The organism is Paenarthrobacter nitroguajacolicus (assembly GCF_031455195.1).
Classification (GTDB): domain Bacteria; phylum Actinomycetota; class Actinomycetes; order Actinomycetales; family Micrococcaceae; genus Arthrobacter; species Arthrobacter nitroguajacolicus_D.
The window spans coordinates 168,909-195,613 of record NZ_JAVDSH010000009.1 but is presented as its reverse complement, the minus strand read 5'-3'; the positions used below and the strand labels follow the sequence as shown (position 1 = coordinate 195,613).

23 protein-coding genes are annotated in these 26,705 nt (G+C 64.1%); 12 read left to right on the top strand and 11 right to left on the bottom strand.

The window, feature by feature from the left end:
• Positions 1-10 precede the first annotated feature (10 nt).
• Positions 11-922, top strand: a complete 912-nt coding sequence (locus tag J2Y68_RS17940) for an NUDIX hydrolase (RefSeq protein WP_309995349.1) — start codon at positions 11-13, stop codon at positions 920-922.
• 190 nt (positions 923-1,112) lie between these two features.
• Here J2Y68_RS17940 and J2Y68_RS17935 read toward each other — a convergent pair whose 3' ends face one another.
• Positions 1,113-1,790, bottom strand: coding sequence for a Crp/Fnr family transcriptional regulator (locus tag J2Y68_RS17935; protein WP_011775987.1), 678 nt, complete (start codon positions 1,788-1,790; stop codon positions 1,113-1,115).
• 233 nt (positions 1,791-2,023) lie between these two features.
• Here J2Y68_RS17935 and J2Y68_RS17930 point away from each other — a divergent pair, with 233 nt between their 5' ends.
• On the top strand, positions 2,024-3,208 hold the full coding sequence (locus J2Y68_RS17930; protein ID WP_309995347.1) for a MarP family serine protease: 1,185 nt from the start codon (positions 2,024-2,026) through the stop codon (positions 3,206-3,208).
• A gap of 130 nt (positions 3,209-3,338) precedes the next feature.
• Positions 3,339-3,815, top strand: coding sequence for a type II 3-dehydroquinate dehydratase (gene aroQ / locus J2Y68_RS17925; RefSeq protein ID WP_309995345.1), 477 nt, complete (start codon positions 3,339-3,341; stop codon positions 3,813-3,815).
• Positions 3,816-3,890: 75 nt separating this feature from the next.
• Here the strand turns inward: aroQ and J2Y68_RS17920 are convergent, their stop codons facing one another.
• The 4 genes from J2Y68_RS17920 to J2Y68_RS17905 form a co-directional block, all read right to left on the bottom strand.
• Positions 3,891-6,071, bottom strand: coding sequence for an alpha-galactosidase (locus tag J2Y68_RS17920; RefSeq protein WP_309995383.1), 2,181 nt, complete (start codon positions 6,069-6,071; stop codon positions 3,891-3,893).
• Between the two features lie 119 nt (positions 6,072-6,190).
• Positions 6,191-7,531, bottom strand: coding sequence for an ABC transporter substrate-binding protein (locus tag J2Y68_RS17915; RefSeq protein ID WP_309995343.1), 1,341 nt, complete (start codon positions 7,529-7,531; stop codon positions 6,191-6,193).
• Between the two features lie 37 nt (positions 7,532-7,568).
• Entirely contained in the window at positions 7,569-8,480 is a 912-nt protein-coding gene (locus J2Y68_RS17910) for a carbohydrate ABC transporter permease (protein WP_309995341.1), read from the bottom strand.
• Between the two features lie 25 nt (positions 8,481-8,505).
• Positions 8,506-9,468 (bottom strand): carbohydrate ABC transporter permease, encoded by a 963-nt coding sequence (locus J2Y68_RS17905; protein WP_397335319.1) that lies wholly within the window; start codon positions 9,466-9,468, stop codon positions 8,506-8,508.
• A gap of 213 nt (positions 9,469-9,681) precedes the next feature.
• Between J2Y68_RS17905 and J2Y68_RS17900 the strand changes: the two genes are divergently transcribed.
• Together J2Y68_RS17900 and J2Y68_RS17895 are read left to right on the top strand one after the other, a co-directional pair.
• The gene (locus J2Y68_RS17900; protein WP_309995339.1) at positions 9,682-10,881 is read left to right on the top strand and encodes a Gfo/Idh/MocA family protein; all 1,200 of its coding nucleotides are present in this window, start codon (positions 9,682-9,684) and stop codon (positions 10,879-10,881) included.
• Positions 10,882-10,895: 14 nt separating this feature from the next.
• A complete protein-coding gene (locus tag J2Y68_RS17895; protein ID WP_309995337.1) occupies positions 10,896-11,915 on the top strand; it encodes a LacI family DNA-binding transcriptional regulator in 1,020 nt (339 codons plus the stop codon).
• 100 nt (positions 11,916-12,015) lie between these two features.
• On the opposite strand, the gene J2Y68_RS17890 is transcribed toward J2Y68_RS17895, so the two are convergent.
• The 4 genes from J2Y68_RS17890 to acs form a co-directional block, all read right to left on the bottom strand.
• Entirely contained in the window at positions 12,016-13,386 is a 1,371-nt protein-coding gene (locus tag J2Y68_RS17890; RefSeq protein WP_309995335.1) for an FtsX-like permease family protein, read from the bottom strand.
• Positions 13,379-14,128 carry an ABC transporter ATP-binding protein gene (locus tag J2Y68_RS17885; RefSeq protein ID WP_309995333.1) on the bottom strand — a complete coding sequence of 250 codons (750 nt, stop codon included), beginning with the start codon at positions 14,126-14,128 and terminating at the stop codon, positions 13,379-13,381. The genes J2Y68_RS17890 and J2Y68_RS17885 overlap by 8 nt, the downstream gene beginning before the upstream one ends.
• Positions 14,129-14,218: 90 nt before the next feature.
• Positions 14,219-15,016: a DeoR/GlpR family DNA-binding transcription regulator gene (locus J2Y68_RS17880; RefSeq protein WP_309995331.1), complete on the bottom strand. Its 798-nt coding sequence runs from the start codon at positions 15,014-15,016 to the stop codon at positions 14,219-14,221.
• Positions 15,017-15,182: 166 nt separating this feature from the next.
• Complete coding sequence (gene acs / locus J2Y68_RS17875; RefSeq protein ID WP_309995329.1) at positions 15,183-17,186, bottom strand: acetate--CoA ligase; 2,004 nt, start codon at positions 17,184-17,186, stop codon at positions 15,183-15,185.
• A gap of 473 nt (positions 17,187-17,659) precedes the next feature.
• On the opposite strand from acs, the gene J2Y68_RS17870 reads away from it, so the two are divergent.
• Genes J2Y68_RS17870 through J2Y68_RS17860 form a run of 3 tightly spaced genes read left to right on the top strand, consistent with a single transcriptional unit; the run spans position 17,660 to position 20,540 of the window.
• Positions 17,660-19,060 (top strand): hypothetical protein, encoded by a 1,401-nt coding sequence (locus J2Y68_RS17870; protein WP_309995328.1) that lies wholly within the window; start codon positions 17,660-17,662, stop codon positions 19,058-19,060.
• An 11-nt stretch (positions 19,061-19,071) separates the two neighbouring features.
• On the top strand, positions 19,072-19,866 hold the full coding sequence (nth, locus tag J2Y68_RS17865) for an endonuclease III (RefSeq protein ID WP_309995326.1): 795 nt from the start codon (positions 19,072-19,074) through the stop codon (positions 19,864-19,866).
• Positions 19,863-20,540, top strand: a complete 678-nt coding sequence (locus J2Y68_RS17860; protein WP_211713477.1) for an NUDIX hydrolase — start codon at positions 19,863-19,865, stop codon at positions 20,538-20,540. Before nth ends, J2Y68_RS17860 begins: the two co-directional genes overlap by 4 nt.
• Positions 20,541-20,563: 23 nt before the next feature.
• Here J2Y68_RS17860 and J2Y68_RS17855 read toward each other — a convergent pair whose 3' ends face one another.
• Together J2Y68_RS17855 and J2Y68_RS17850 are read right to left on the bottom strand one after the other, a co-directional pair.
• Positions 20,564-20,764, bottom strand: coding sequence for a YegP family protein (locus J2Y68_RS17855; RefSeq protein ID WP_309995323.1), 201 nt, complete (start codon positions 20,762-20,764; stop codon positions 20,564-20,566).
• Positions 20,765-20,923: 159 nt separating this feature from the next.
• Positions 20,924-22,615, bottom strand: coding sequence for a bifunctional 3'-5' exonuclease/DNA polymerase (locus J2Y68_RS17850; protein WP_309995380.1), 1,692 nt, complete (start codon positions 22,613-22,615; stop codon positions 20,924-20,926).
• A 142-nt stretch (positions 22,616-22,757) separates the two neighbouring features.
• Here J2Y68_RS17850 and ssd point away from each other — a divergent pair, with 142 nt between their 5' ends.
• From ssd to J2Y68_RS17830, 4 genes are read left to right on the top strand one after another with little or no spacing between them, the layout of a single operon-like run.
• Positions 22,758-23,870, top strand: coding sequence for a septum site-determining protein Ssd (gene ssd / locus J2Y68_RS17845; protein WP_309995321.1), 1,113 nt, complete (start codon positions 22,758-22,760; stop codon positions 23,868-23,870).
• Entirely contained in the window at positions 23,867-25,129 is a 1,263-nt protein-coding gene (locus J2Y68_RS17840) for a TadA family conjugal transfer-associated ATPase (RefSeq protein WP_309995318.1), read from the top strand. The genes ssd and J2Y68_RS17840 overlap by 4 nt, the downstream gene beginning before the upstream one ends.
• Positions 25,126-25,902: a type II secretion system F family protein gene (locus tag J2Y68_RS17835; protein ID WP_309995316.1), complete on the top strand. Its 777-nt coding sequence runs from the start codon at positions 25,126-25,128 to the stop codon at positions 25,900-25,902. The genes J2Y68_RS17840 and J2Y68_RS17835 overlap by 4 nt, the downstream gene beginning before the upstream one ends.
• Positions 25,902-26,510, top strand: a complete 609-nt coding sequence (locus J2Y68_RS17830) for a type II secretion system F family protein (protein ID WP_309995313.1) — start codon at positions 25,902-25,904, stop codon at positions 26,508-26,510. Before J2Y68_RS17835 ends, J2Y68_RS17830 begins: the two co-directional genes overlap by 1 nt.
• Positions 26,511-26,705: the final 195 nt, after the last annotated feature.

Sequence of the window (26,705 nt, the reverse complement as noted above, 5' to 3'; positions counted from 1 at the left end):
GTTCACCCAATTGCCGCAGCTTGCACGCCGTCTGTTCGTTCTGCCCCCCGAACTCGAAGGGGCAGCACGAAACTGGCTTGATCTCGGCGAGCGGACCCCCAGGGCCGCCCGCTACGCCTCATCCGTTGTCCTTTTGCGGGACTCGCCCACCGGTCTGGAGACCTGGCTTGGTTACAGGCCAGGATCTTCGCCGTTGGGCGTTGTCGCTTTCCCGGGCGGTTCCCTCGACCCGTCCGACGACGACCCCGTGGGTTGGTTGGGCCCCTCACCCCAGCATTGGGCTGAGCAGATGGGAACGGACGACGTCGGACTCGCCCGCCGCCACGTGGTGGGCGCCATCCGCGAACTCTTTGAAGAGACCGGCGTCCTGCTCGCTGGGCCGGACGCGTCCTCCACAGTTGAGTCGAACTCCACGGTGGACTGGATGCGGGCCCGGGAAGCAGTAGCGGCGCAGGAGAAGTCCTTCACCGAGATGCTGTCCAAGCGTGGTCTCTCTCTGCGTACTGACCTGTTGAAGCCCCTGGTGAATTGGCTGAGCCCGGATTTCGCGCACACCCGCTTCAACACCCGGTACTTTGCCGCCACGGTCCCAGTGAACCAGCAGCCTTCGATCCTTGGAAGTAAGGGTGTCTGGGGCCGTTGGGTGTGTGCTGCCGAGGCTGTCTCCCTGCGGGACACTCCTGCGCTCGGCGACGAAATCGGCCAACCTAATACTGTTGGGCTCACGTTGGGCCAACTCCTGGTGCCTGGCTCCGAAATCATGCTCGAGAAAATGGCCGCCGCTAATGGCTGCATCGCGTACCTGAGCTACAAGCGCAAAGCCCACGTCTACCAGGCGAAGCTTGTGGACGAGGGCGGAATCCTGATGCTCGAAGTCGAAGCCGCCAAGACCATAGCCGGAGAGCCCCAGCGCGAACGCTGACGAACGCTCGCTCACGTTCCGCCTGCTTGAGCCGAACGCTCATTCACGTTCCGCCTGCTTGATCCGAACGCTCATTGCCTGCTTGATCCGAACGCTCATTCACGTTCCGCCTGCTTGAGCGGAACGCTCGCTCACCAAGGCAACAAAAAAGCCGCCCCGGTCATCAACCGGGGCGGCTTTTTTGAATGCTCTAGCGGGAGCGCTGGCGGAGGCGCTGCATGTCGAGGATGACCACTGCCCGTGCCTCGAGGCGGAGCCAGCCGCGCTGGACGAACTCGGCCAGTGCCTTGTTCACGGTCTCGCGGGAAGCGCCAACCAGCTGGGCCAGTTCTTCCTGCGTAAGCTCGTGGGCAACCAGGACACCGTCGGTGGCCGGGCGGCCGAAGCGGTCAGCCAGGTCCAGGAGGGCCTTGGCTACGCGGCCCGGAACGTCAGAGAAGACGAGGTCCGAGAGGGAGTCGTTGGTGCGGCGAAGGCGGCGGGCCAAGGCCTGAAGCAGCTGCGCGGAAACTTCCGGGCGTGTGCGCAGGAGCGCGTTGAGGCTCTCGTTCTTGAGGCCGGCCAAGCGGGTCTCGGAGACGGCTGTAGCCGTGGCGGTGCGCGGGCTGGGGTCGAACAAAGCCATTTCACCGAAGAGTTCACCCGGGCCAAGGATGGCGAGCAGGGACTCGCGGCCGTCGGGGGAGGTGCGGCCGAGCTTCACCTTGCCGGAAACGATGAAGTAGAGCTGGTCACCCTGGTCGCCTTCGCGGAACACGGAAGCCCCGCGTGAAAGGTCCACCTCTGTGAGTTCGTCCGTCAGCAGGCGGAATGCGTCGTCGTCAAGGGTGGCGAAGAGGGGTGCGCGGCGCAATACCTCGATGTCCATGAAATCTCCTGAATATAAGTTTCGGTCGTGGCGCTTCAGCCATTGTTTCAGAATTTTTGGGCTTCTGTGACGTACTTGGCATGCGAAACGCTGAAACGGCGCGGGTTTGGCGCCATCAGCGCCCTTCTCTGGCCAGTAATCAGTCCAAATGCGTCATCCGGCGTGATGTGACTAACGGTTGGCTGTCAGGGTCCGCAACTAGAATTGTCGCTACCCGGCTATGAGGAGCATTGGTGTTTGGCTTGACGATATTGGATTTGGCATTGATCCTGATGCTGCTCTCCTACCTGATCTACGGCCTGCGGAACGGCTTTATGGTCACTTTGGGCGGAATTGCCGGTTTCGTTGTCGGCGCCATCGCTGCCTTCGTAGCGGTCCCGCTCGTCAGTGGCTGGGTGACCGACAGCGGCTGGAGGCTTACCGCCACGGTAGGGGCCGCCGTCGTACTTATTGCTGTCGGTCATGGACTGGGAACCATGATTGGGCGTCGTATCCGCCACGCTGTCCGGATCAAACCGCTGCACGCTGTCGACCGGCTGATCGGTGGCGTGGTGAGCATAGTGGTCGCTGCGCTGGTGATGTCCATGCTCGCATTCAGCATCAGTTCGCTGGGCGTGCCGTTCGTTTCGCAGCAAATCGCGGAGTCGCGAGTCATTCGTTCCATCGACAATCTGACACCGACACCGGTCAAGAGCACCATGGCGCAACTCAGGTCCACGGTGATCGGCGATGGGATTCCCAAGCTCATCGAGGGCATCGGACCGACGACGCCTGTGACCATCCCGAACGAGTCAACTGACACTCCCGCGCTGAACCAGGCCGCCCAGTCCGTTCTGAAGATCGCCGGCACGGCCTACGAATGCGGACAGAACCAAACCGGATCCGGATTCGTTGTTTCGCCCGGGCGCGTCGTCACCAACGCCCATGTTGTTGCGGGCGTGTCGCAGCCGGTGGTGGAAATTCCCGACGGCGGTGCGCTGCCGGGTCGCGTGGTCTACTTCGACTCCCAGCGGGACATCGCAGTCCTGGCCGTTGACGGCCTCCGGTCCGCACCGTTGCCGCTCAGCGCCGACCTGCCGGCTGGCACCCCGGCTGCTTTCGCAGGGTACCCGCATGGCGGCCCGTTCCAGTCGAAACCGGCTACCGTGCAAGGTATCTCCACCATCCTGGTTCCGGATATTTACGGCAATAACCCGTCACCGGAGCTGGTGTACAAGCTCGCCGGGGACGTCCAGCCTGGAAACTCGGGCGGACCACTGTTGACGACGCAGGGGCAGGTGGCGGGGCTGATCTTCGCAAAGACCACCACTGATGCGGCACTTGGCTTTGCCCTCACCATGGAAGACCTTGAGCCCGTGGCAGCCCAGGCTCCAGGTCTCAACAGTGCGGTCTCAGCCGGCCAGTGCACGCGTAAGTAACGCATCCCTCTCTCACATCCCGGCCGTTTTTGGGCGACGCGCTCTCACATGGTGGCGGTTTTTGAGGAACGCTCTCTCACTTGGTGGGCGGAGTTCCCTGAGGCTTCTACACGGCTATAGATTGGGAGCCATGACTGAAGCCACTCCCGCCACCGAATCCGGTCGCGGCACCATCCTTGTGATCAATGGACCCAACCTCAATCTTCTGGGCACCCGCGAACCTGAAAAGTATGGAACGTCAACCCTGGCCGACGTCGAACAACTTGCCATGACTGCAGCTGCAGGCCACGGCTTCACTGTTGACTGCGTTCAGTCGAACCACGAGGGCGATCTCCTCGACGCCATCCATGCAGCCCGGGGAACGGCGGTGGGAATTGTCATCAACGCGGGAGCCTACACGCACACTTCCGTGGCACTTCGTGACGCCCTCGCGGCTGTGCAGCTTCCCGCCGTCGAGGTCCACATCACCAACGTCCACCAGCGTGAAGAGTTCCGTCACCACTCATACCTGTCGGGCGTGTGCAGCGCGATCATCGTGGGCGCCGGTGTGCTCGGCTACAAGCTGGCCATCGACTACCTGGCAGACGCGGTCCAGAGCACGCAGTAGGTGAGCGAGCGTTCCCGGGAAACCCTTCGTTGGTGAGAGGGGATCCCCGGGAACGCTGCGGCAGGTGAGAGAGCGTCAGAGAGCTGTGAGACGCAGCAGGATGGCGTGCTCCGGGTTCAGGACGGGCATCGGAAGGCCCACTTCGCCCAGGAACCGGCCGGTGGCTTCCGCCCCGGACGCCAACCAAGGCGCCGCTTTCGCTTCGATGAACGTGTGCCCGTAGTCGGCGTCACCCGGTGAGGGGAAGATTGCCTCCACCCGGTATGAACGCGACGGATCGAGCCCCGGGAGCGCTACGCGACCCACCTGCTCGGCGAAGCCCGTTCGCGTCTTCACGACAGCGAAAAGCGCGGCCGTGGCTCCTGCGATGCCGCCGCCGTGGATGTCCGCAACAACGCCGTGCACCATCAGCGACTCGTCCAGTGCATCGGCGCGCACCACTCGTCCGCTGTGGATCAGGCCCCGGTGTTCCTTGTACAGGCCGATGAAGCGCTTGAGTTCCTCGCGCTCCGCGCCAGTGACGGAGCGGACGTCCCATTCCATGCCGAAGTGTCCGAAGAGCGCAGTGATGGCGCGGAAGGAGAGGTCGTGCGTCCGCCCAGTGGTGTGTGATGTGGTCGGTCCGATGTGTCCGCCCACCAGCTCAGGCGGAACCACCATTCCAGTCCATCGCTGAATTGTCTGCCGTTCCAGTGCGTCGTTGCAGTCAGATGCCCAAACACGGTCGGTACGCTCAAGGATCCCCAGGTCAACGCGCGCACCGCCGGAGGAGCAGCTTTCGATCTCTACGCCGGGGTGGGCCGCATGGAGCGCGTCAAAAAGCCGGTACGCCGCCAAGGTCTGTTCGTGGACTGACGCCCGGCCGGCATGCCCATGCTCCAGGAGATCCCGGTTCTGGTCCCATTTGAGGTAGCTAATGGTGTTCTCACGCAGCAAAGTGTCGATGCGGTCGAAGATGTACTGCCACGCGTCCGGGTTCACCAGATCGATGACGTGCTGCTGCCGCCACTCGAGGGGCAGCCTGCCGCCGTCCTTGTATGAATCAGCGGAGGGGCCAACAATCCACTCGGGGTGTGCCCGGGCTGCGTCGGAATCAAGGTTGATCATTTCCGGCTCCACCCAGAGCCCGAATTCCATGCCCAGGGACGTCACGGCATCGATGAGCGGCGTCAGACCGCCGGGCCATATGGTCTCATCGATGTACCAGTCGCCCAGCCCGGCCCGGTCGTCGCGGCGCCCGCGGAACCAGCCGTCGTCGAGCACGAAACGCTCAACGCCAAGGTCGGCAGCAGACTCAGCGAGCTCGACGAGTGCGTCCAGGTTGTGGTCGAAGTAAACTGCCTCCCACGTGTTGAGGACTACTGGACGGGGCTTGCCGGAGAGCGCTCCCACGTGGTGGGGGCGCGAGCGGAACCAGCTGTAGAAGGCTGCAGAGATCCCGTCCAGACCCTGGTCCGAATAAGCGGCAAAGAGTGCAGGAGTGGTGTAGCTGTCACCGGGTTCCAGGACTACTTCAGCCGGCCCCAATAGTTCAGACCCGCCGATCATCGTGCGCCCATCAGCGACGCTGTCCGCGAACTCCTCATGGTTGCCGCTCCAGGCCAGGTGCGTAGCCCAAACCTTGCCGTGCCTGTTGCCGAAGCCGGCGGTTCCCGCGGCGAGCAGAAGCGACGAGTCGTGCCCTGTACGGCCGTGTCGCCCGGTGCGGACCCACGTTCCCTGCTGGATCGCCCGGCGCTGCGGGTGACGTTCTCGGCACCAGCGCCCGGTCAGGTCCAAAAGTTCGACGGCGTCCGGCGCCACCGGGAGCATCGTCGCCAGTTCATCCACTTGGAAAGGTGACGGGCCGTCGTTCGTGGCCGTGTGCCGCAGTTCGAGGAGCCCGCCCGGGTGCAGGGTGAGGTTGCTGGTCACGGTGATACCGGCGTCGGGATCTGCCTGGACGATGACCGCTGTGGTGCCGTCCGTCGTCGCGCTCACTACGCGAAGGCTGACTGAGAAATCAAAGCCGGGTACGCCGTCGGTGATTCGATGGCCGCGAAGTCCGGGCCTGCCCTGCCACGACGACGAAGCCTGGGGGAGGAGCCCGGCGGGGACGTTGGCGTCGATCGAAGACGGGGGGATGGGCTCGTTGAGGATGGCCAGGTCCGGAAGGGTGTCGCCCAGGTCAGCTCCCCAGTGGCTTATCTCAGCCTCGCCGCGGTGGGTGCTGATCACCAGGCTGGTACCTGCGGAACGGAGATGGAGCGGGTGCATGTGTGAAGTCGCTTTCATATCGGATCGTATGGGGTGTTGTGTGGCCCGCTCTGCGGGATTCGCGAAGGAAATAACGCGCAGAGCAGGCCTCACAACGTGTGGGGTGAGAGCGGGTTGTCCTACTTGAAGAGGTTGTTGACCTGGTTGTTCGCCTCGGTCAGTGAGGAGGCGGGCTTCTTGCCGGAGAGGACTGCATCCATGGCGGGCTTCATGATGCCGTCAACCTTGGCAGCCTTGTCCGCGATCGGGAAGAGGAACGTGGTGCCATCCTTCACATGGGTGGTGAAGGCGGAGACGTCCGTGCCCTTGTCAGCGAAGGCCTTGGCTGCGATCTCAGAGGAACTGGCAATGGCCGGGAACACAACGGCCTTGCTGGCCACGACATCCTGGCAAGCGGTGGACCCAAGGTATTCCACCCACTTGATGCTGGCTCCGGGGTTTTTGGTGCCGGCCCAGACGGAGTCGGCCAGACCATTGAACATGGACGCGCGCTTGCCGTCGGTGCCCTTTGGAGTGGGTGCGAAGGCCGTTTCGATGCCCTTGTAGGTCTGGTACTGGCCGATCAGCCAATCCCCGTTGGTGTTGATGGCAGCCTTGCCGGCTCCGAAGCTGTCCGGCATGCTGGCGCCGACGGTGGTTTCCAGCTTGGGCATGTAGCCCTTGTCCACCAGGCCCGCCCACCAGGCGATGGTTTCCTGGAAACGGGGGTCGTCGTAGTTGAACTTGGTGCCCCACGGATTCTTGTCGGTTGCGGTCCAGCCCGTGGTCGCCGTGAGGAAGCTCCACTCGGTTTGGCCTTGGCCCGCACCGCTGCCCGTCAGCCCCAGTCCGTAGGTGGCAACGTTGTTCTTATCAAAGCCCGGTTCGTCGCCGCGCTTGCCGTTCTTGTCCACGGTCAGGTGCGCGATGGTCTTCTCGTAGCTGCCACCGTCCTTGGGGTTCCACTCCAAGTTGGCCATCTGCTCGGCGGTGATCCCGGCAGCGTCGGTCATGGCCTTGTTGTAGAAGAGGCCTACGGTGTCCCAGTCCTTCGGGAGGCCATAGCGCTTGCCGTCCTGGCCGACCCAGAGCTCGGGGAGGCCCTTGGTGTAGGCGTCCAGCTTGATACCGTCTTTCTCCACAGCCTCGTCCAGCGACAGCAGCTGTTTCTTTGCTGCGTACTCCGGGTACTTGGAGAGGTGGTTGGTGAAGACGTCAGGTGCTGTTCCGGCCACGAAGCCGTTGGTCAGCGTCGTCCAGTAGTCGTCCCAGCCGCGCTGGGTGATCTTGATCTTGATGTCCGGGTTGGCCTTGGTGAAATCGTCCGCGCATTGCTGGTACGCCGGGAGCTGGTTGGCGTCCCAGAGCCAGTAGTTGATGTCACCCTTGGCTTCGGAAGAAGCGGGGGAGGAGCCGCCACAGGCGGACAGGGTCAGGGCGATGGCGGCGGCAGCAGCGGCGACGCCGAGGGTTTTCTTCATAGCGAACCTTTCGGGGATGACTTTGCAGAGGGTGCGGTTATTTGATTCCGGAGAATCCGATGGAGTTGACTACCTTCTTGCCGAAGGCGATGAACAGCAGGAAGATCGGCAGCGCTGCCACGAGGGTCCCGGCCATGAGCCCGGACCAGTCGAGGGCGCCTTGCGGGGACTGCGACTTGAAGACACTCAGGCCAACAGTGAGGACACGGACGTTCTCGTCCTGGCCCACCAACAGCGGCCAGAAGTATTCGTTCCACTGGCCGATAAAGGTCAGCAGCGCCAGGGTGGCGATGGGGGCGGCGGCGTTGGGAAGCACAATCTGGAAGAAGATGCGCAGGTGCTTGGCGCCGTCGAGCATTGCCGCTTCCTCAACTTCGCGGGACATGCTCAGGAAGAACTGCCGCAGGAAGAAGATGGCGAAAGGGGTCATGAACAGGAAGGGCAGGGACATCCCGGCCATGGTGTTCAGCAGCCCGAGGTTCTTGATCATCAGGAAGTTGGGCAGGGCCGTGAAGATCGGGGGAACCATCATGGTGGTCAGGAAGACGGCGAACACCTTGTTCCGGCCTGGCCATCGCAACCGTGCGAAGGCGTAGGCGGCCATCGCGCTGAAGAACACCTGGCCGGCCGTGGTGATGGTGGCGAAGATGATGGAGTTGCGCAGGTAAAGCCAGAAGTTGATGGCCGCACCGGAGCCGCCGTCGGCTATCGCTTCTTCGGTGGTTTGCAGGCCAAGTACGCGTTTGAACGCGCCCCAGCTGAAGTCGGCCGGGAGGAGGTTTCCGGCGTTGGAGGCCAGCGCGCTGTTGCTCGACAGTGCCGTCCGCAGCATCCACAGGAACGGTGCGATGGTGATGGCGAGGGCGACGGCGACCAGCGCCCAGGCGCCGATGCGTCGCCAGTTGAGCGGCTTCTTGCGGTCGTTTCGAGGCAGTGTTGACGTAGTCATGGCGGTTCCTTAGTCCTTGTCCGGCTTAGTCCAGGTCCGATTCGTTGCCCTTGAGGAACTTCATTTGCACGAAGGCCACCAGGGCGAGAATGACGAACAGGATCACGGACAGGGCGGAGGCGTAGCCGAAGTCGGACTCGCCAAAGGCTTTCTGGTAGATGTACATCTGGATCACGCGTGAGGCGTTGACGGGGCCACCGTTGGTGGTGACGGCGACGGTGTCGAAGACTTGGAAGGAACCGATCACGGTGACCACCAGTACCAGCACCAACACGGGGCGGAGCAGCGGCATGGTGACGCTCCAGAACGTCCGGGTGGGGGACGCACCGTCGAGGTTGGCTACCTCGTAGAGGTGGTTCGGGATGGATTGCAGCCCGGCGAAAATCAGCAGCGCGGTGTAGCCCATGTGCCGCCACACGTTGACGAACGCGATGGTGGGGATGGCCCACTGTTCGCTGCCGAAGAAGGCGACGCGGGGGAGCCCCACCCAGCTCATGACCTCGTTGACGATGCCCAGTTGGTAGTCGAGCATCCAGAACCAGAGCAGGGCGACGATGACGTTGGCCACCAGGAACGGCAGCAGGAGAGCGCCTCGAACGAAAGTGGACTTTGCCACCCGGTGCATCAGCAACGCCAGTCCCAGAGCAATAACCGTTTGGAAGCCGATGTTCAGGCCCACGTACTGGAGCGTGACGCCCATGGCGTTCCAGAAGAGTTCGTCCGCAAAGATGGCCGTGTAGTTATCTATGCCGATCCACGTTGGCTCACCCAGGATGCTGTACTCGGTGAAGCTGAGGTAGATGCCGCGGATGGTGGGGATCAGAAAGAAGGCTACGAAGCCGATAACGGCCGGGAAAATAAAGAACAGGGCGATTTTCAGGTCACCGAGACGGCTGGTCATGCTGCGTTTGGCTGGCTGAAGCTTGCGTCCGTGGTTGCTCCTGGAACGCCCCGAAGCTTGCCCGGGTTGCTTGGTTAGCGTGGTCATCGTCGACCCTTTCCTGACTGTGATGGGGGTAACAACTGTTGGCGAATCTACACGAGTAGATTTGGCGAGCGCAAGACATGACTGCAAAATTTGGTCAAAAATGTTCGAACCTGTTCTTTCTGTTGACTCGTGTAGATCGCGGTGGAAGACTCATGTGGAACCCAACAAGGGACGCTTCGCAAGCTGCGCCTGCAGCTTCAGGAAAGGCAAACAATGACGTTTTCGATCGGTGTTGTGGGTGTCGGGCAGTTCGGCAGCCAGTTCGCGCACTTGTTCAAGCTCCACCCGGGCGTCAGCGCGGTTTACGCAGTGGATGAACTCCCCGAACGTGCAGCTGCAGCCCAGGAACGCTGGGGCCTGGACGGCGTCAGGGGCAGCTTCGAGGAGTTGTTGGAGTCCGACGTCGATGCTGTCGCCATCTTCACGCAGCGGTGGACCCATGGGCCGCTGGTCGAGCGTGCTCTGCGCGCAGGGAAACACGTATATTCAGCCGTGCCAATGGCCATTTCCGAAGAAGAAATCGCCCGGATCATAGAGGCCGTACGCGAGACCAAGCTTGTCTACGCCATGGGGGAGACCAGCTACTACAACCCCGCCACGGTCTTCGCCCGACAACAACATGCGGCAGGCAAGTTTGGCCGTATCTTCTACACCGAGGGCGACTACGTTCATGACATGGACCTGGGGTTTTACGAGGCCTATCAGTACAGCGGCGGAGAGCGGTGGAAGGAAACCGCCAGTTACCCACCCATGCTGTACCCGACCCACGCCATCGGTGGAGTCCTCGGCGCTGTACCGGGGCACGCGGTCAGCGTCAGCTGCATCGGCGTGAAGGACCAGCGCGGTGACGGCGTCTTCGACAAGGACGTCAGCATGTTCGCCAACGACTTCTCCAACGCCACTGCGCTGTTTGAAATGAACGACGGCGGCGCGATGCGCACCAACGAGATGCGCCGAGTGGGGTACCCCTCCCATATCCGGGAATCGCGCTTCCGTTTCTTCGGCACCGAGGCCAGTTTTGAGCAGCTCGCCACCACCACCGTCTGGCAGGACAAGTCTTCCGTTGAGGACGTGTCCGAGCAGGTGGAAACCAAACCGACCATGTCCGCAGACGATCCCTCCCTTGCAGATGTAGCACCGGAGCTGCGGGATGCTTTCATCTCCGGGCTGGCCCCGGTACATGACCAGTCCAGGCTTCCCCAAGAATTCCTGGGAGCCCCCAACGGGCATGAAGGCAGCCACCAATTCCTGGTGGATGACTTCGTGACGGCCGTGAACAATCGCAGCCTCCCACCCGTTAATGCTTGGGTTGCGGCCCGGTTCACGCTGCCGGGAATCATCGCTCATGAGTCTGCGCTCCGTGGCGGGGAGCGCCTTCCCATCCGCGACTTCGGTGATGCCCCCGTGGAGTAGTTAGCATTTACCCCATGACACCTTCGGCGGTACAAACCTCGCGCGGCCCGGTAACACGCAAAGACGTGGCCCGGTACGCCGGGGTGAGTACCGCCGTCGTGAGTTATGTGGTGAACGGTGGGCCCAAGAACGTGGCCCCAACCACGGAAGCCAAGGTTCGCGAGGCCATCCGTGTCCTCGGATACCGGCCCAACGCTGCCGCCCGTGCCCTGAAGCTGGGATCCAGCGAGACCATTGGCGTGGTGGTTCCTGATAACACCAACCCGTTCTTTACTCAGCTGGCACACGCCGTGGAGGATGCGGCCGCGGAACTTGGCTTTGGCATGGTGCTCACCAACTCGGACGGCAGCCTGACGCGCGAACGCAAGAACATCCGCACTTTGGCTGCCCGGCAGGTGGACGGGGTGTTCCTGGCCAGCTGCGTGTTCGATCCCGACGTCACGGAGCTTGAAGCCTCGGAGATCCCTTCCGTGCTCTTGAACAATGCAGGCTCGCCGCCGGGTTTCGCCAGCGTTGGCGTGGACTTGGAAGCTGGCGGCCGTGCTGCTGTCCAGCACCTGATAGGCCATGGACACACGAACATCGGCCTGGCCATCGGCACCAACACCGGTAATCAACTGGACGGACGCGAAGTGGGATGGCTGGCCACGCTGCGTGAAGCGGGCCTGCCGGATGGCCCTATGCTGCACAGTCCGTTCACCCGGCCTGGCGGCTACGAAGTGGGCAAGCGATTCCTGTCCATGGCCAACCGGCCCACTGCGATCTTTGCCAGTAACGACATGCAGGCCATCGGAATACTCCGGGCCTTCCACGAGGCCGGAGTCCGTGTGCCCGAGGACATGGCGCTGGTGTCCTTCGACGGGTCCTTGGATTCGGAATACAGTTGGCCCGCACTGACCACGGTGGCGCAGCCGGTCCAACTGATGGCCGAAGCCGCCGTTCGTGCGTTGGTGGGCAAGGGACGCGCGGAGGAACCGCAGCACCACATCCTGCCCACCGAGCTGATCATCCGGCAGTCCTGCGGCTGCGACTAGCACCCTCCATCACCGACTCGCCTGTTTGGCCGGACGCTCGCTCACCTTTCACGGCCCACTGAGAGGGGCTGGTCGGGAGGGGGCCATAGGTGGGAGGGGGCTAGGAGTCCATGCTTGCGTAGCGTTCCGGCCGGGCGAGCACCTGGCTGATCTGCGCCGTGCCCGCAGCGACGGCCAGGCGGACCAGCAGGAACCCGGCGGCGAACACTCCGCCGATGGTCACAAACACCACGGGCTGGGTCAACAGCACGGCACCCGTGAGCGGGAGGACCAGGACAGCCGCCGCTGCCGCCGAAATTCCGGCAACCAGGAAGAGCGGCGACATCACGGCCTTGACCCTGGCCGCCACCATGAGCTTCCGCGGCATGCCAACCCGGTCCAGGGCCACCAGCATCGGCGCCCGGTCGAGCACCGCCGCGGCCTGGTTCACGCCAGCGGAACACGCCACCATCAGGAATGAACCCAACAGGGTGATCATCACGCCGGTGTTGATGTCCCGCACCAACAACGCCGTCTCATCCGTGGCGCTGCCGCCCATGGTGTCGGCCACCGCCATGCCGACGCCCACGAATACCCCTACAAAACTGGTCATCGCGACGCCCCCAACTTGCCGCCACGATTCCTTGGGGCTCTCCAGCACAGTCCTGGCGGCCAAGAGTTGCTCAGGTCGCTTGGCCCGCTTGAGCTGCGAGGACGCGCGCAACCGAAGGATCCACGGGCCCATGAGGTTCAAGGCGAGCAGTGCCAGGCCAAAGCAGCCACCCATGACCGCGATGATCACAATGAATGTGCCAAAACTGCTCAGCATCCCCATCGCCACCACGCCGATGACCACAACCACAACCGCGATAAGTCCGCGAACCCAATGCGCGCCGTCGGCCGTTTGCCTGGTCCTGACGCCCAACGGGGTGACCACGACTTTCCGCAGTCCAAGGGCGGCGCTCGACGCGGCCAGCACGCAGACGGCAAGAACGCAACCAAGGATGGAGGGCACAGACAGCCACGCGTGGCCGCCTATGGCTTGGCCACGGAACTGGATCAGGCCGAGGAACGGTGCAACGCACGCGTACAGTCCCGCGCCCGCCAGCGCTCCGACCGCCGCGAGCACTGTCGACTCGATGACGGTCATCCACACCACGGTGGCGCTGTTGGCGCCCAGCAGGCGCAAGGAGGCCAAGCGGTCATCACGACGGCGGGCGGCCAGTCGCGCGGCCGAGGCACCGAGCGTCAGGAGCGGGATGATGAGCAAGACCATGGCGACGACGGCCAGCGCTTGGTAAGTGCCGGCGATGTCGTCAGTCCAGGACCAGAAAACCTGCGAGCCGCCCGCAACAGTGAGCAGTAGGGCCGTGACGGTTCCGAAAGCGAGGACCGGCAGGCCGGCGTCGCGGAGGCCTGTTTCGCGGAGGCTGCTGCCGTTGCTCCGCGCAAGGTACGGGGTGAGGCGCAGTGCCATGGAGAGACTAGACATTGAAGGCACCCTTGAAGTTGGTGGTCGCGGGAGCAGCCTGGATGGGACTGGCAACGGTGCCGCCGCTGTCCGCCACGATCCGACCGTCCCGCAGTTCCACGACGCGTTGACAGCGGGCCGCGACGTTGGGATCGTGCGTAACCACCAGCAAGGTGCGGCCGTTGGCGGCAACAGAGCCAAGCAGTATGTCCAGCACTTCGCTGGACGTTGCTGAATCCAGGGCGCCGGTGGGTTCATCCGCAAAGACCACCCGGGCACCGGTGACCTGGGCGCGGGCGATCGCCACACGCTGGACCTGCCCGCCGGATAGCTCACCCAGGCGGCGCTGCTCCATCCCGCCAAGGCCCAGGGCAGCCAGCCATTCCGCGGCCCTGGTTTCCGATGTAGTGCGGTCCGTACCGTTGAGCATCAAGGCCAGGGCCACGTTTTCGATGGCCGTCAGTTCCGGAAGGAGCATGCCTTGCTGGAAAACGAAACCGAACTCCTCGCGCCGCAAACGGCACAGCGCAGCGTCACCCAAGGTGTCCAGCCGCAATGGTGCCGAGGGAGTGTGCAAGGTGACCGATCCGGCGTCGGGCCTCAAAATCCCGGCGAGGCAGTGCAGCAGAGTGGTCTTGCCGGAACCCGAGGGGCCAATGATCGCAATGGATTCGCCGGTGTTCACAGTGAAGTCGACGTGGTCCAGGGCGAGGCTGCCTGGATAGTGCTTGGTGAGTTGCTGGGCGTGGAGGATGGCGTTCATACAACCAGCATCCCGAAACGGACCATGTCCGCGCGTCAGTCCACCGGTTGAACTCCGGGCCCAGCCATCCACCCGCGGTATGAGAGCGGCCTAGCTGTGTTGGGAGTCCGCAATCCGAAGCTTCGCCACGTTCTCTTCCAGCACCCGCCGGGCGTCCTCACCCAGCAACGAGTCCGTGATGAGTTCGTCGGCCTCTTCCAACTGGGCGATCGAAGCAATGCCCACTACGCCCCACTTGCTGTGGTCGGCCAGCACAACAGTGCTTCGCGCGGAGGCCATGAAGGCGCGGTTGGTCTCGGCTTCGAGCAGATTGGGGGTGGTGAAGCCTGCATGGGCGTCCATGCCGTGGACGCCCAGGAACAGGACGTCCAGGTGGAGTTGCTTCAAGGATGCGGTGGCAATGGGTCCAACCAAGGCGTCCGACGGCGTGCGCTCGCCGCCGATCAGGATGACGGTGGAACCGAACCGGGCAGGACCGGAGGAAGCGCCGTGATGAAAAAGGTCGGCGATCCGGACAGAGTTGGTCACCACCGTGATGCGTGGACCGTTGACGAGTTCCTTCGCCAGTGCCCAGGTGGTGGTGCCGGCACCGAGCCCAATCGCCATACCCTCCTGGACCATCGAGGCGGCTTCAACGGCAATTGCGTGCTTCTCGGCGGTCAGCTGCGTGGACTTGAGCTCAAATCCGGGCTCGTGCGTGCTCGCATCGCCGGGCAGTTTGGCGCCGCCGTGGATGCGCTCCACCCGGCCGGATTCCTCCAAGGCTTCGATGTCGCGCCGCACGGTCATGGGGGAGACGCCAAGGAGTTGGGCGAGGTCCGAAACCCGTACGACGCGTTCGCGCTGGACGGCGTCGATGATGGCGGAGTGGCGTGCTGCCTGAAGCATCAGGGCCTTTCTGGGAACCTCGTCAAACGTGTGGCTGAGTCTGGCTCCAGTCTAGGACGCAGGACTCCCCGACGGCGGTAAGGCACCCCACCGCAGCAGGAACGCACGACGGCGCCGCTCACCACGGGAGGCGAGCGGCGCCGTCGATAATCCGGGCCGGGAAACGCTACTTGCGGAGCGAGTCGGCGATCTGGGTCATGATGCCCGGGTCCGCCAGGGTGGTGGCGTCGCCGGTGTCGCGGCCCTCGGCGATGTCCTTGAGAAGACGGCGGACGATCTTGCCTGAGCGTGTCTTGGGCAGTTCGGGAACGATGAGCAGCTGCTTGGGCTTGGCGATCGGGCCGATTTCCTTGCCCACGTGGTTGCGCAGTTCCAGGACGGTTTCGTCGCCGTTGTTCACGGCGTCACCGCGGAGGATGACGAACGCGACGACGGCCTGTCCGGTGGTCTCGTCCGCGGCGCCAACGACGGCTGCTTCGGCGACAGACGGGTGGCTGACGAGGGCGGACTCGATTTCGGTGGTGGAGAGGCGGTGGCCTGAGACGTTCATGACGTCGTCCACGCGGCCCAGGAGCCAGACGTCGCCGTCTTCGTCTTTCTTGGCGCCGTCGCCGGCGAAGTACATGGCCTCGAACCGGGACCAGTAGGTGTCCTTGAACCGCTCGGGGTCGCCCCAAATGCCGCGCAGCATGGAGGGCCACGGTTCGCGAACCACCAGGTAGCCGCCTTCGCCGTTGGCCACGGATTGGCCGTTTTCGTCCACCACGTCCACGGCGATGCCCGGCAGCGGCACCTGCGCGGAGCCGGGCTTGGTGGCCGTCACGCCGGGCAGCGGGGCGATCATTTGCGCGCCGGTTTCGGTCTGCCACCAGGTGTCCACGATCGGGGCCGGGTGTTCCTTCTTCTCGCCGTTCTTGCCGGCGTTGCCGCCGATGACGTCCCGGTACCACATCCACGCTTCGGGGTTGATGGATTCACCCACGGAGCCGAGGACGCGGATGGAGGAGAGGTCGTACTTGTCCGGGATGTCCCGGCCCCACTTCATGAACGTCCTGATCGCGGTGGGGGCGGTGTAGAGGATGGAGACCTTATACTTCTCCACGATTTCCCACCAGCGGCCCTGGTGCGGGGAGTCGGGGGTGCCTTCGTACATGACCTGGGTGGCGCCGTTGATGAGCGGTGCGTAGGTGACGTAGGAGTGGCCGGTGACCCATCCGACGTCGGCGGTGCACCAGTACACGTCCGTTTCCGGGTGGAGGTCGAACACGGCTTTGTGCGTGTAGGCGCCCTGGGTGAGGTAGCCGCCGGTGGTGTGCAGGATGCCCTTGGGTTTGCCCGTGGTACCGGAGGTGTAGAGGATGAACAGCGGGTGCTCGGAATCATGTCCGACGGCGGTGTGCTCGGTTTCGGCTTTATCAACCGTCTCGGACCACCAGAGGTCGCGGCCTTCCACCCAGTTGACGTCCTCGCCGTTGCGCTTCACCACGACGACGTTCTGAACGGTGTGGCCCTCTTTGGAGAGGGCTTCGTCCACGGCTGGCTTGAGCGGTGAGGGCTTACCGCGGCGGTAGGTGCCATCGGCGGTGACCACGAGCTTGGCTTCGGCGTCCTCGATCCTGGAACGCAGGGCATCAGCGGAGAAACCACCGAAGACCACCGAGTGCACGGCCCCGATCCGGGCGCAGGCAAGCAGCGTGATGACGGCCTCGGGGATCATGGGCAGGTACACGGCCACGCGGTCACCCTTGGCAACACCGAGGGCTTCGAACGCATTGGCGGCCTTCTTGACCTCTTCGGTCAGCTCCGCGTACGTGTAGGTGCGGGTGTCGCCGGGTTCGCCTTCAAAGTAGATGGCAACGCGGTCGCCCAGGCCGTTTTCCACGTGCCGGTCCAGCGCGTTGTAGGCGGCGTTGATCTCGCCGCCGACGAACCACTTGGCAAACGGCGGGTTGGACCAGTCAAGGGCTTCATTGAAGTCCTTGTCCCAAGTCAGCAGCTCGCGGGCCTGCTTGGCCCAGAACGCGGGGCGGTCCGCCTCAGCCTCTGCATAGGCGTCAGCGCTGGTGACGGCGTTGGCCGCGAACTCCGCCGACGGCCCGAACTTGCGGTTCTCGTGCAGGAGGTTTTCAAGGGCCTCGACGTGTGTGGATCCGGTGGTGTCCTGGGACATGGTGAACCTCATTATTCATCGATCTTTGCTTCGCGGAGCCTTTCCGGGGGTCCGCGCCCGAGCCGCGTTCCGGCGTCGTGCAGGTCCCGTGGAAGGTCCGCAGAGTGCTGTCCGCCAACAACACTATCGCTTTGGAAGGTCCTACGTGTGCGTGGTCACAAACGTGGCCGTGAGCGGCGTAAATTTAGCGCCGAATGGCGGCCGGGGTCATGAGGAACCGTTTACATGACGACGACGGCGGAGCCGGGCCCTCGCTGTCGGGGCGGAAGTCGGGTAGCGATTACTGTAAGGGACCTTGGAGTTTGCTGTGGGCGAAGCCGTATGACCGTTTTCTGCTGGAACCCTGTCAGTGGGGTGGCATAGGCTGAAGAGGCCTTGGGACGCATCTTCTGGCGTGTCCGGTTTCCCCGCAGAATCCTGCGGGGAGGACCGGGCCGGACTGTCCAAGGCACCGCCGTACGAAGGAGAAATAGATGAACCAGCTGAGCCCAGGCCCGCACGACTCACAACCGACGGGACCGGACACCACGGCTGGAACGGCCACCCCTGCAGGTGGCAACGCCGCCGCCAGCAAGGCCCACAGCGGTACCACGAAGGACTCGTCCGCAGCACCAGCCACCTACGAAGCTGTGGCCGGCCCCTTCACCATCCGGGACCTCTCCGTCTTCGGCTCCACCCTCCTGATGTTCGTTGCGTCCCTCCTGCCTATGTTCGGAGAGCGCTACAACTTGTGGAACCTTGGAAACCTGTTCTTCCTGCTGCTGGGCATCATCCTGCCGGTGGTGGTGACGGCGCTGTTCGTCGCCCGCAGGCTGCAGCCAAAGACCATAGTGCGTGTCGGCTCCCTGTCCGTTGACCAGTTCGCGTCGGTCACGGCCTCCTTCGCCTTCCCCCTCTTCTTCCTGACCATCGCCAACTCCTTCAACGGCAGCGTGCTGCTGGGCCTGATCGGTTCGGTGGGCCTGCTGGCTGCGACGGTACTTGGCCCGCATCTTCCGTGGCTGTCTGCCGATTTCAAGGGTCGCGCTGAAACGCCGGCGCATATTGTTGCCCGCGAAGCAGTTGTGCCTAGCCGTAAACCTGCCGCTCCCAAGGCGCCCAAAGCTCCCAAACCGGCTGCAACTTCGTCTACTCCTGGCTTCCAAGGTTCGGCGCCCGGATACCAGGCTCCCAGTCCCGTAGTTTCATCCGGCGCCCCCGGCGCCGCCGCAGGTTCCAGCCCGTTCGCTCCGGCTGCCCCGGCAGAGGCCAAGGCAGCGCAGGCCACCGCGGCGGAGGCCAACCCGGCGCAGGTCGCCGCGGCGCCCGCCACCGCGGCGCCCGCCGTCGTTCATTCAGCCGACGGCACGCCTGGGACCGCGCCTGCTCCGTCCGGTGCCACCGCGGCGCCCGCAACACCTGCGGCTCAAGAAGCCACGAGGAACGGGTCTGCCGCGTCCAGTGAAGTGGACAAAGCCCAGGCGTCCGCTCCGGAGCCCGCCACCACCCAGCACGCGACCCAGCCCGCTGCCGGGCAGCCGGCCGCCAACGCCCAGGCCGCCGCGCAGCAGCCGGCCGCGCAGCAGCCGTGGGCTGCCACCATGGCTACGCCTATCGTTTCCGGTGACACCCGCCGGGTCAGCGACTCCATCGGCGCCACGGTGGACCCAGCAAGTCGTCCCGAGGAATCCGATTCCCCCGCGTACGAGGCCTTCTGGTTCGCGGTCGCCCAGCCACGCACGGCGTACGACGAACACTCCGGCGCTCCTTCCTTCACCATAGAACCCGGCGGCTGGGTCCTCGCACTTGAGGACCGAGGCCACGAATTCCTGGTACAGGACACTGACGGCAAGGTTGGGGTCCTCAGGGAGCTCAGCAACATCGAACGCGGCTAGGCGAGGACACCGTGGCCATCGCCGAAGCTGGTTCGCTGCTCGCTCTCAAACGCCGGGCACGCAAGATCAACAGGGTTCTCGCTGACAAGTACCCTTACGCGCATGCGGAGTTGGACTTCCGGAACCCGTTTGAACTGGTAGTGGCCACGGTCCTTTCCGCCCAGACAACCGACGTCCTGGTCAACCAGGTAACCAAGATCCTGTTTGCCCGCTACCCGGACGCGCGGACCATGGCTGAAGCGGATCCTTTCGAACTTGAAGCAATCCTTCAACCCACAGGTTTCTTCAGGGCAAAGACCCGCAACGTCCTGGCGCTGAGCACCCGGTTGGTGGACGAGTACGACGGCGAGGTCCCGGGCCGGTTGGAAGACCTGGTGACGCTGCCGGGAGTCGGGCGGAAGACCGCCAACGTTGTGCTGGGCAATGCCTTCGGAGTTCCGGGAATCACCGTCGACACGCACTTTGGACGCTTGGCACGACGGTTCGGATGGACTGCTTCCGATGATCCGGTCAAGATCGAATTTGATGTTGCCGAGCTGTTTGAACGCCGGGACTGGACTATGCTGTCCCACCGCGTGGTGTTCCACGGACGCAGGATCTGCCACGCCAAGAAGCCGGCCTGCGGTGCCTGTCCTGTCGCCAGTCTCTGCCCCAGCTACGGCGACGGCGAGACGGACCCCGTCAAAGCAGCCAAGTTGTTGAAGTACGAGCTCGCGCCCGGAAATGAAGCGCTGCTGGAACGATTGCTCGCTGAGACCCACCGGGCCGCGGAAATCCGCATGGAATCGCAAAGGAGGCCCGGGTGACCGCGCTTGAGGAGTTGTCCGCACTCGTTGCCCGCTACGAGTCCGGCGAACAACAGCACTCAAGCCTTTGGGCCCAGCTGCCCGTCCTTGAGGAGACAAACCGGGCCGCCGCCGTCCTGATGTTGTTCGGCGTGCTGGACAACGTGCCCGCGGAATCCGGGCGTCCCATCGCCCCGGCAGACCTTGACGTCCTCCTGCTGGAACGGGCGCATACCCTTGACGACCATCCGGGGCAGGTGGCGTTTCCGGGTGGCAGCGTTGACCCGGAGGACGAATCGGTTGTGGCCGCGGCGCTCCGGGAAGCAGTGGAAGAAACCGGCTTGGACGCCAGTGGCGTCCGGGTTCTCGGCGTCATGCCCGAGCTGGGCCTTATCCGCAGTAACTTCCGGGTCACGCCAGTGCTGGCCTGGTGGGATGCGCCATCACCGGTTCGCGTGGTGGACTATGGCGAATCGGCCCAGGTTTTCAGGGTTCCCGTCCGGGACCTGCTTGACCCGGTCAACCGTGTAAGCGCCACCATTTCGCGGTTCGGGCGCACGTATACCAGCCCGGGCTTCACCGTTAACGGCGTGGTGGTGTGGGGCTTTACCGGAATGGTCCTCAGCGGCCTTTTCGACGAACTGGGCTGGACCGTTCCCTGGGACCAGAACAAGCTCCACGACATCGATCTCTAGGGCTGCGACGCCCGAGGTGCCGTTCAGGCGGCCGTGCGGGCCGCCGTCGAACGGTCCACGATCAGGCCGGTGGCGGCGTTCTCACGGACGGCGTTGATGCCGGCAACGACGCCCTCCAGGTGAGTGAACGTTGGTGATTCGGCCACGACGGTTCCGTCGGCCGCCGTGAGCCGGAAGCGGTATGTTTCGTCGGTGCCTTTGAGAATCTCAAACCTGCCAGCCATCGCTTTCCCCCTGATGCTTCCTTGCACGCGAATGTGGAAGGGCGAACCTGTCCACACAGTGAAAGTATCCAGAACGGCGGAATATCCAAAGTTACTTTTCGGTACTCGTCATGGCGGCTCATATGGCGAGATGTGACTGGATACCCGGGCCGGTTCCTGTTACTTCGCCTTGTCGTAGGAATCGACGACGGCGACGCTCACCGGGAACTCCACAGGCACCTGCCCGAACATGAGCAGTTTCGCCGCTGCCGCCGCCTCTTCGATGGCCCTGATGCAGTCGTCCACAGCATTGTCAGGCGCGTGAACCATGACTTCGTCATGGAGGAAGAAGACGAGTTCCCCGGAGGGCGATCCTTCGGCCCGGAAAGCCCGCAGCCGTCGTCGTAATTCCGCCAGCCAGCAGGCCGCCCATTCCGCCGCGGAGCCTTGGACCACGAAATTGCGGGTGAAGCGGCCCCGTGATCGGGCCAGGTTATCCGCCCGACGCTGTTCTTCGGCGGTGGTGGATTGCTGGCTCCGTAACCAGCCGGCCGACGGCGGTGGGCTGCTTCGCCCCAGCCTCGTGGTCACGGTCCGGCCTGCTTCGCCCTCACGGGCTGCCTGCTCCACGAACCCCACCGCGCGGGGATAGGTGCGCGTCAGCTGAGGCATGAGCCGGCCCGACTCGCCGGTGGTAGCGCCGTAAATCGCCCCCAGGAGGGCAACCTTCGCTTTGGCTCGATCACCGCCAAAGCCCTGCGCCGCGATGCCTGCGTAGAGGTCCTTGTCCCGCGCCGCTTCCGCCATCTTGGTGTCCTGGGCCAATGCCACCAGGACGCGGGGTTCCAGTTGGGACGCGTCAGCGACGATGAGCTTATGGCCCGGGTCGGCATGGACTGCTGCCCGGATGTTGCGCGGAATTTGCAGCGCGCCGCCACCCCGGGAAGCCCAGCGACCGGAAACTACTCCGCCCACCACATACTCCGGGTGGAACCGCCCGTCACTGACCCATGCGTCCAGCCAGGCCCAACCGTTGGCAGTGTGCAGGCGCGATAGCTTCTTGTACGCAAGCAATGGCTGGATGGCAGGGTGCTTCGACTCCTGGAGCTCCCACTGCCGCGTACTTTTCACTTCGATTCCGTTCCGGTGCAGGGCGCGCATGAGGTCCTGCGGGGAGTCGGGGTTCAAACCGGGGGAGTTCAGGATGCTCCGGAGCTCGGCGCACAGGGCCTCAAGTGCTGGTGGCCGGTGTCCTGGTTGGGGCCGTGGACCGAGGACATCCGCGAGAATTTGCTGATGGAGTTCCTCCCGCCAGGGGACACCGGCGTGTTGCATCTCGACGGCGATGATTGCGCAGGCTGACTCAGCGGCGAGCAGCAGTTGGAGGCGCTGCCTCTGCTGCTGGTCCGTGGACACCTGGGCGACGGCGTGCTGTTGGGCCGTGAACTCTTCCTTGAGTTCAGCCAGGCCTGCCCTCGGGGTCGAGCTGATGATGTCATCGAAGAGTGCGCCTTGATCGGCCGGCGGGGGCGGGGGCTGCAGGACGCGGGGAGGTGCCGCGTCGTCGTCCTGCGTGAGCTTGACGGCGTGCTTGGCGTAGTCCGTATGGGCTGTGAACTCCGAATGGGCCAGGATCGCCCCACACAGGGCAAGATCGTGGCAGCGCTCCAGCTCGACTCCGTGACCGAGGAGTTCCGGGTACCAGTCCTGGGCCCGGTGCCACACCCAGCGTGGCCGCTGGGCTTCCAGCTCACGTACGACGCCGGGCAACTCGCCTCGCGTGACAAGGCGTGGGTCGGCAGTTGGTTTCCCCGTGGGGGAGATCCTCTGTATGGCTGCGCCTTCCGGGTGGGCGGCGAGCAGCAAATACATGGTCTCCATTCTGCCTTGTGTGTGGGTGTGCTTCCCCACAGGGGCTTTCCCTCCATTCCTCCACACGGCCATGGGCGCCGGTTTATGCACATACGGACGATAGCGGCTTCAATGGACGTACCCCTGCCGCCATTGTGGGTTCATGAGCAAGCACGATCGAAGGCAAGAGCGATACGGCAGCCAAGGTGTCGAGGTGGGCGCCAACTGGCTGCCGCGGGATGCGGCCGAAGTCCTCCTCGTTTCCGGTGACACCTACCTTCAGGAGGAGGCCAAACGAATCGTCGCGGCCACAGGAGGAAGCCTGAGGATCGCGGTGGAGGTCGGCGAGGCCCTCCATGGCTGGGATAGCTTCGGCGTCGTCCTGGTGGGCAGCGATGTCCGGGAGTTACCACCGCGGCGAAGAGCGCCCACTGTGCTGTTAGGCAGGGCCTCGGACGGGGACGGACTGTGGAGGTTGGCAGCTGCCCTGGGAGCGGAACGGGTCGCGGTACTGCCCGAAGCAGCGGGCTGGTTGGCCGAGCACCTCAGCATGTCGGGATCCCCTGACCCGGGCGGCACAGTGGTGGGAATTATCGGGGGCAGCGGCGGAGCAGGAGCCACTACCACCGCCATCTGGCTGGCCCAGGCCGCAGCCAGCCACGGCATCAGCACCATGCTTATCGACGGCGATCCTTGGGGCGGTGGGCTGGAACTGGCGGTGACGGCAGACGATATCTCCGGCCTTCGATGGCCCGACTTCGCGGAAACCAAGGGAAGCATCGATCCCACCAAGTTCCGGGATTCCCTGCCGATCGCCGGAGGGTTCGCGTACCTGTCGTGGCCGGGAACGCGGGACGCAGTCCCGAGTCCTGACGCAGGTTCCGTCGCTGCAGTCATGGATGCCGCGCGCCGGAGCTTCGAACTCATTGTGGTGGACATTGGACGCAGCGGTAAAGGAATGGCGACGCTCGCATGGGACTGCGACAGATTGCTGATCCAAGCCCTGGCCCACCTCAAATCCGCGGTAGCGGCGGCGCGGATCCTGCAAGAGCTCCCGCCGGTGGATGCCGGCCTGCTCATCCGCGGAAACAGTGCCACGTCCCTGGACGCTTCACTGATTGCCGATTCCTTGGGGTTGCCGCTGGTAGGCCGGGTTCCGGAGCTTCGGGGAGTCGCGTCCGGGACCGAACTGGGACGCCTGCTGGAACTGGGCCGTCGTAAACCTGTGGATCGTTTTGCCGAGACTGTCCTTGAACTGAGTGGAACCGGCCAATGAACCGCTTGCCCGATCCAGCACGCAGGAGGCATAGCCGGAGGCTGGACTCCGTCCTTCTCGAAACAGTTCGCGAATCAGTGCTCGCGGGAAGCGGGCCTGTTACTCCGTCCACCGTTGCGGCAGCAGTCCAAGCGAGCGGCAGGCTCCTGGGCGCGGCCGGTGCACTGGAAGCAGCAGAGTCGATCAATGCGGAACTGAACGGACTGGGCCCCCTGCAGCAGCTGGCAAGAGACCCCGCGGTCACGGACATCTTCGTCAACAGCCCGGATTCAGTATGGGTGGATCGCGGCCAAGGCCTGGAACGTTCAACTGTCCGCTTCGACCAGGAACAACAAGTCCGGTCCCTGGCATCCCGGTTGATTTCGGCTGGCGGACGCAGGCTGGATGACGGTTCCCCCTGCGTGGACGTCAGGCTGAACGGCGGCTACCGGATTCACGCGGTGCTCCCGCCCATATCTACAGCCGGCACCCTGCTGTCCATCCGCATCCGACGTGAGGAAGTCTTCACGCTGGAGGAGTTGCGGGATCTGAGCATGTTTCCGGAGCACGTGGAAGTAGTCCTTCGCGCCATCATGGCCCGCAAATTGAGCTTCCTGATCAGCGGTGCCACAGGCTCGGGAAAGACAACTTTGCTCTCTACGCTGCTCGGGCTCAGCGGTCCGACGGAGCGCCTTGTGTTGATCGAGGACGCGGCGGAGCTCAACCCGGTCCACCCGCACGTGGTGACGCTGGAATCGCGGCACGGGAACCTGGAAGGTGGGGGTGCGTTGGACCTCGGAGACCTGGTCAGGCAGGCATTGCGCATGCGTCCCGACCGATTGATTGTCGGAGAGTGCCGTGGAGCTGAAGTCCGGGAATTACTGACGGCACTCAACACCGGGCACACCGGAGGCGGAGGCACCATCCACGCCAACACCGCAGAGGCAGTGCCAGCCCGGCTGGTGGCGCTGGGCGCGCTCGCCGGGCTGAACGCGGAGGCCGTCCGTTTGCAGGTCTCCAGCGCCCTGGACGTGGTGATCCACGTGGAGCGCACGCATTTGGGACGCAAGGTGGCATCCGTTGGTGTCCTGGCTGACACCAACGAGGGCCAGCGGGTAGTAGCAGCGCTCCGACGTGGTCCATCCGGGATGGAGCATGGACCAGCTTGGCCGGAACTCGCCGCCCGGCTGGCGCTGGAGCCTGCCTACAAGGACGTGGCGGCAACGGAAGACGGCCTACATGCCTCGACCCCTTCCACTGGGATTGGCCAGAACGCATGATCGCCGTCTTCGTCCTTGTCACAGCGTCCGCGGCGTGGGTGCATCTTCGAGGTACCCAAGCGAACAGCCGACGTGTCAGGCGGACCCTGGGAAAACAGTCGGTGTGGGGCGGGATTTTCCACGGCTTGACTTCGGGCTTCCTACGAAAGAGAAAACGCTCGGCACCCCTGTCCCTCGTGGTCCTGGTCCAGCAGCTCGCGGCCTTGCTGCGTGGTGGCCGTGGGCCTTCCCGTCTGTGGGAAGAACTGTGGCTTGTCCACGCAGCGCACCGGGATCATGACCCCGGCCTACCAGCCAAAGCGGCACTGCTTTCGGAAGGATCGCAAAGGGTTCTGACCGCTGCGCGGGCAGCGTCCGCCGTGGGAAATTCTCCCGCCCACGCAATCCGCACCTCTGCTGCCAAGTCATACCCGCTCAGGGCGAGCCCCGAGCGGCGTGTGTGGATGGAATTGGCCGCTTGCCTGGATATTGCCGAAACCAGCGGCTGCCCACTGGCAGATCTCCTCACCCGCTTCGCAGCCCAACTTATTGCCGAAGAGGATGCGGAGGCTGCCCGGCAGACTGCGCTCGCAGGTCCCAAGGCGACAGTGAAGTTGTTGTCGTGGCTCCCGGTTTTCGGACTGGTCCTGGGGATGGCCCTGGGGGTGGATCCCTTGGGAACCCTGCTGGACAACGTCCTTGGTGTTGCCACCTTCGGAGCCGGGCTCCTGCTGACCGTTGCCGGCCGGGTCTGGTCTTCGCGGCTGGTTGCCTCTGCTGCCGGCGGATACTGATGTCCGGAGTCATGCTGATGGTTGCCGTTCTGGCCCTGGCCTCGTTCATCTGTTGTGCCGGGCGGGGGCGTCGCAGGGGCCCGCCCGGCACATCGCAAGGGCTTCCTTGGGCCTTGGCGGACGTCTCCGGCCCCGACCCATCCAACGATTCGGACCATCTTGCCTCTCCGACCGACGGTCTCCGGGACACCGCGATGATGCTGGAGTTGGTGGCTTCCATGCTCGACGCCGGTGCAAGCATCGGGCGTGCGCTGGAGCTCATCTCCCGAGCCGCTTCCCCAGCGATCCAGCAGTCGCTGAGACCAGTCGTTGCGGCCTTGGCAATCGGTGCCGATTGGGAGACCGCCTGGCGTATGCCCACCCAGCACGCCCCCGAAGTGGGGCGGTTGAAAGACGCGTTGGCTTTCGCCGCGATCACAGGGGCTCCGTCAGCATCCATTCTCTACGCCCAAGCTGCCCGGGAACGCCGCGAAGCATTCCGTGCTGCAGAGAAGCGGGCGGCCGCGTTGGGAGTGAAGCTCGTCATTCCATTGGGCCTGTGTTCCTTGCCCGCGTTCATCTGCCTTGGCATCGTGCCCGTGTTGATCGCCATGGTCCCCTCCGGCTGAGTGGGTCAGCCTCGACATAGCTCCCTGAGCGCCCGATGCGCAATCGTGCCGGGCGCTCAGTTGTGCCGAATTTCTGTAGTTCCACTGTTCCTCCACAAACGGCGCGACGCCCGGGGTTATCCACTTGCGGGAATCGTCCCCTACCAGCCCGGATTGGGCCACGGAAGAGTCTGATTCGTCGGCGGGACCGCTGGC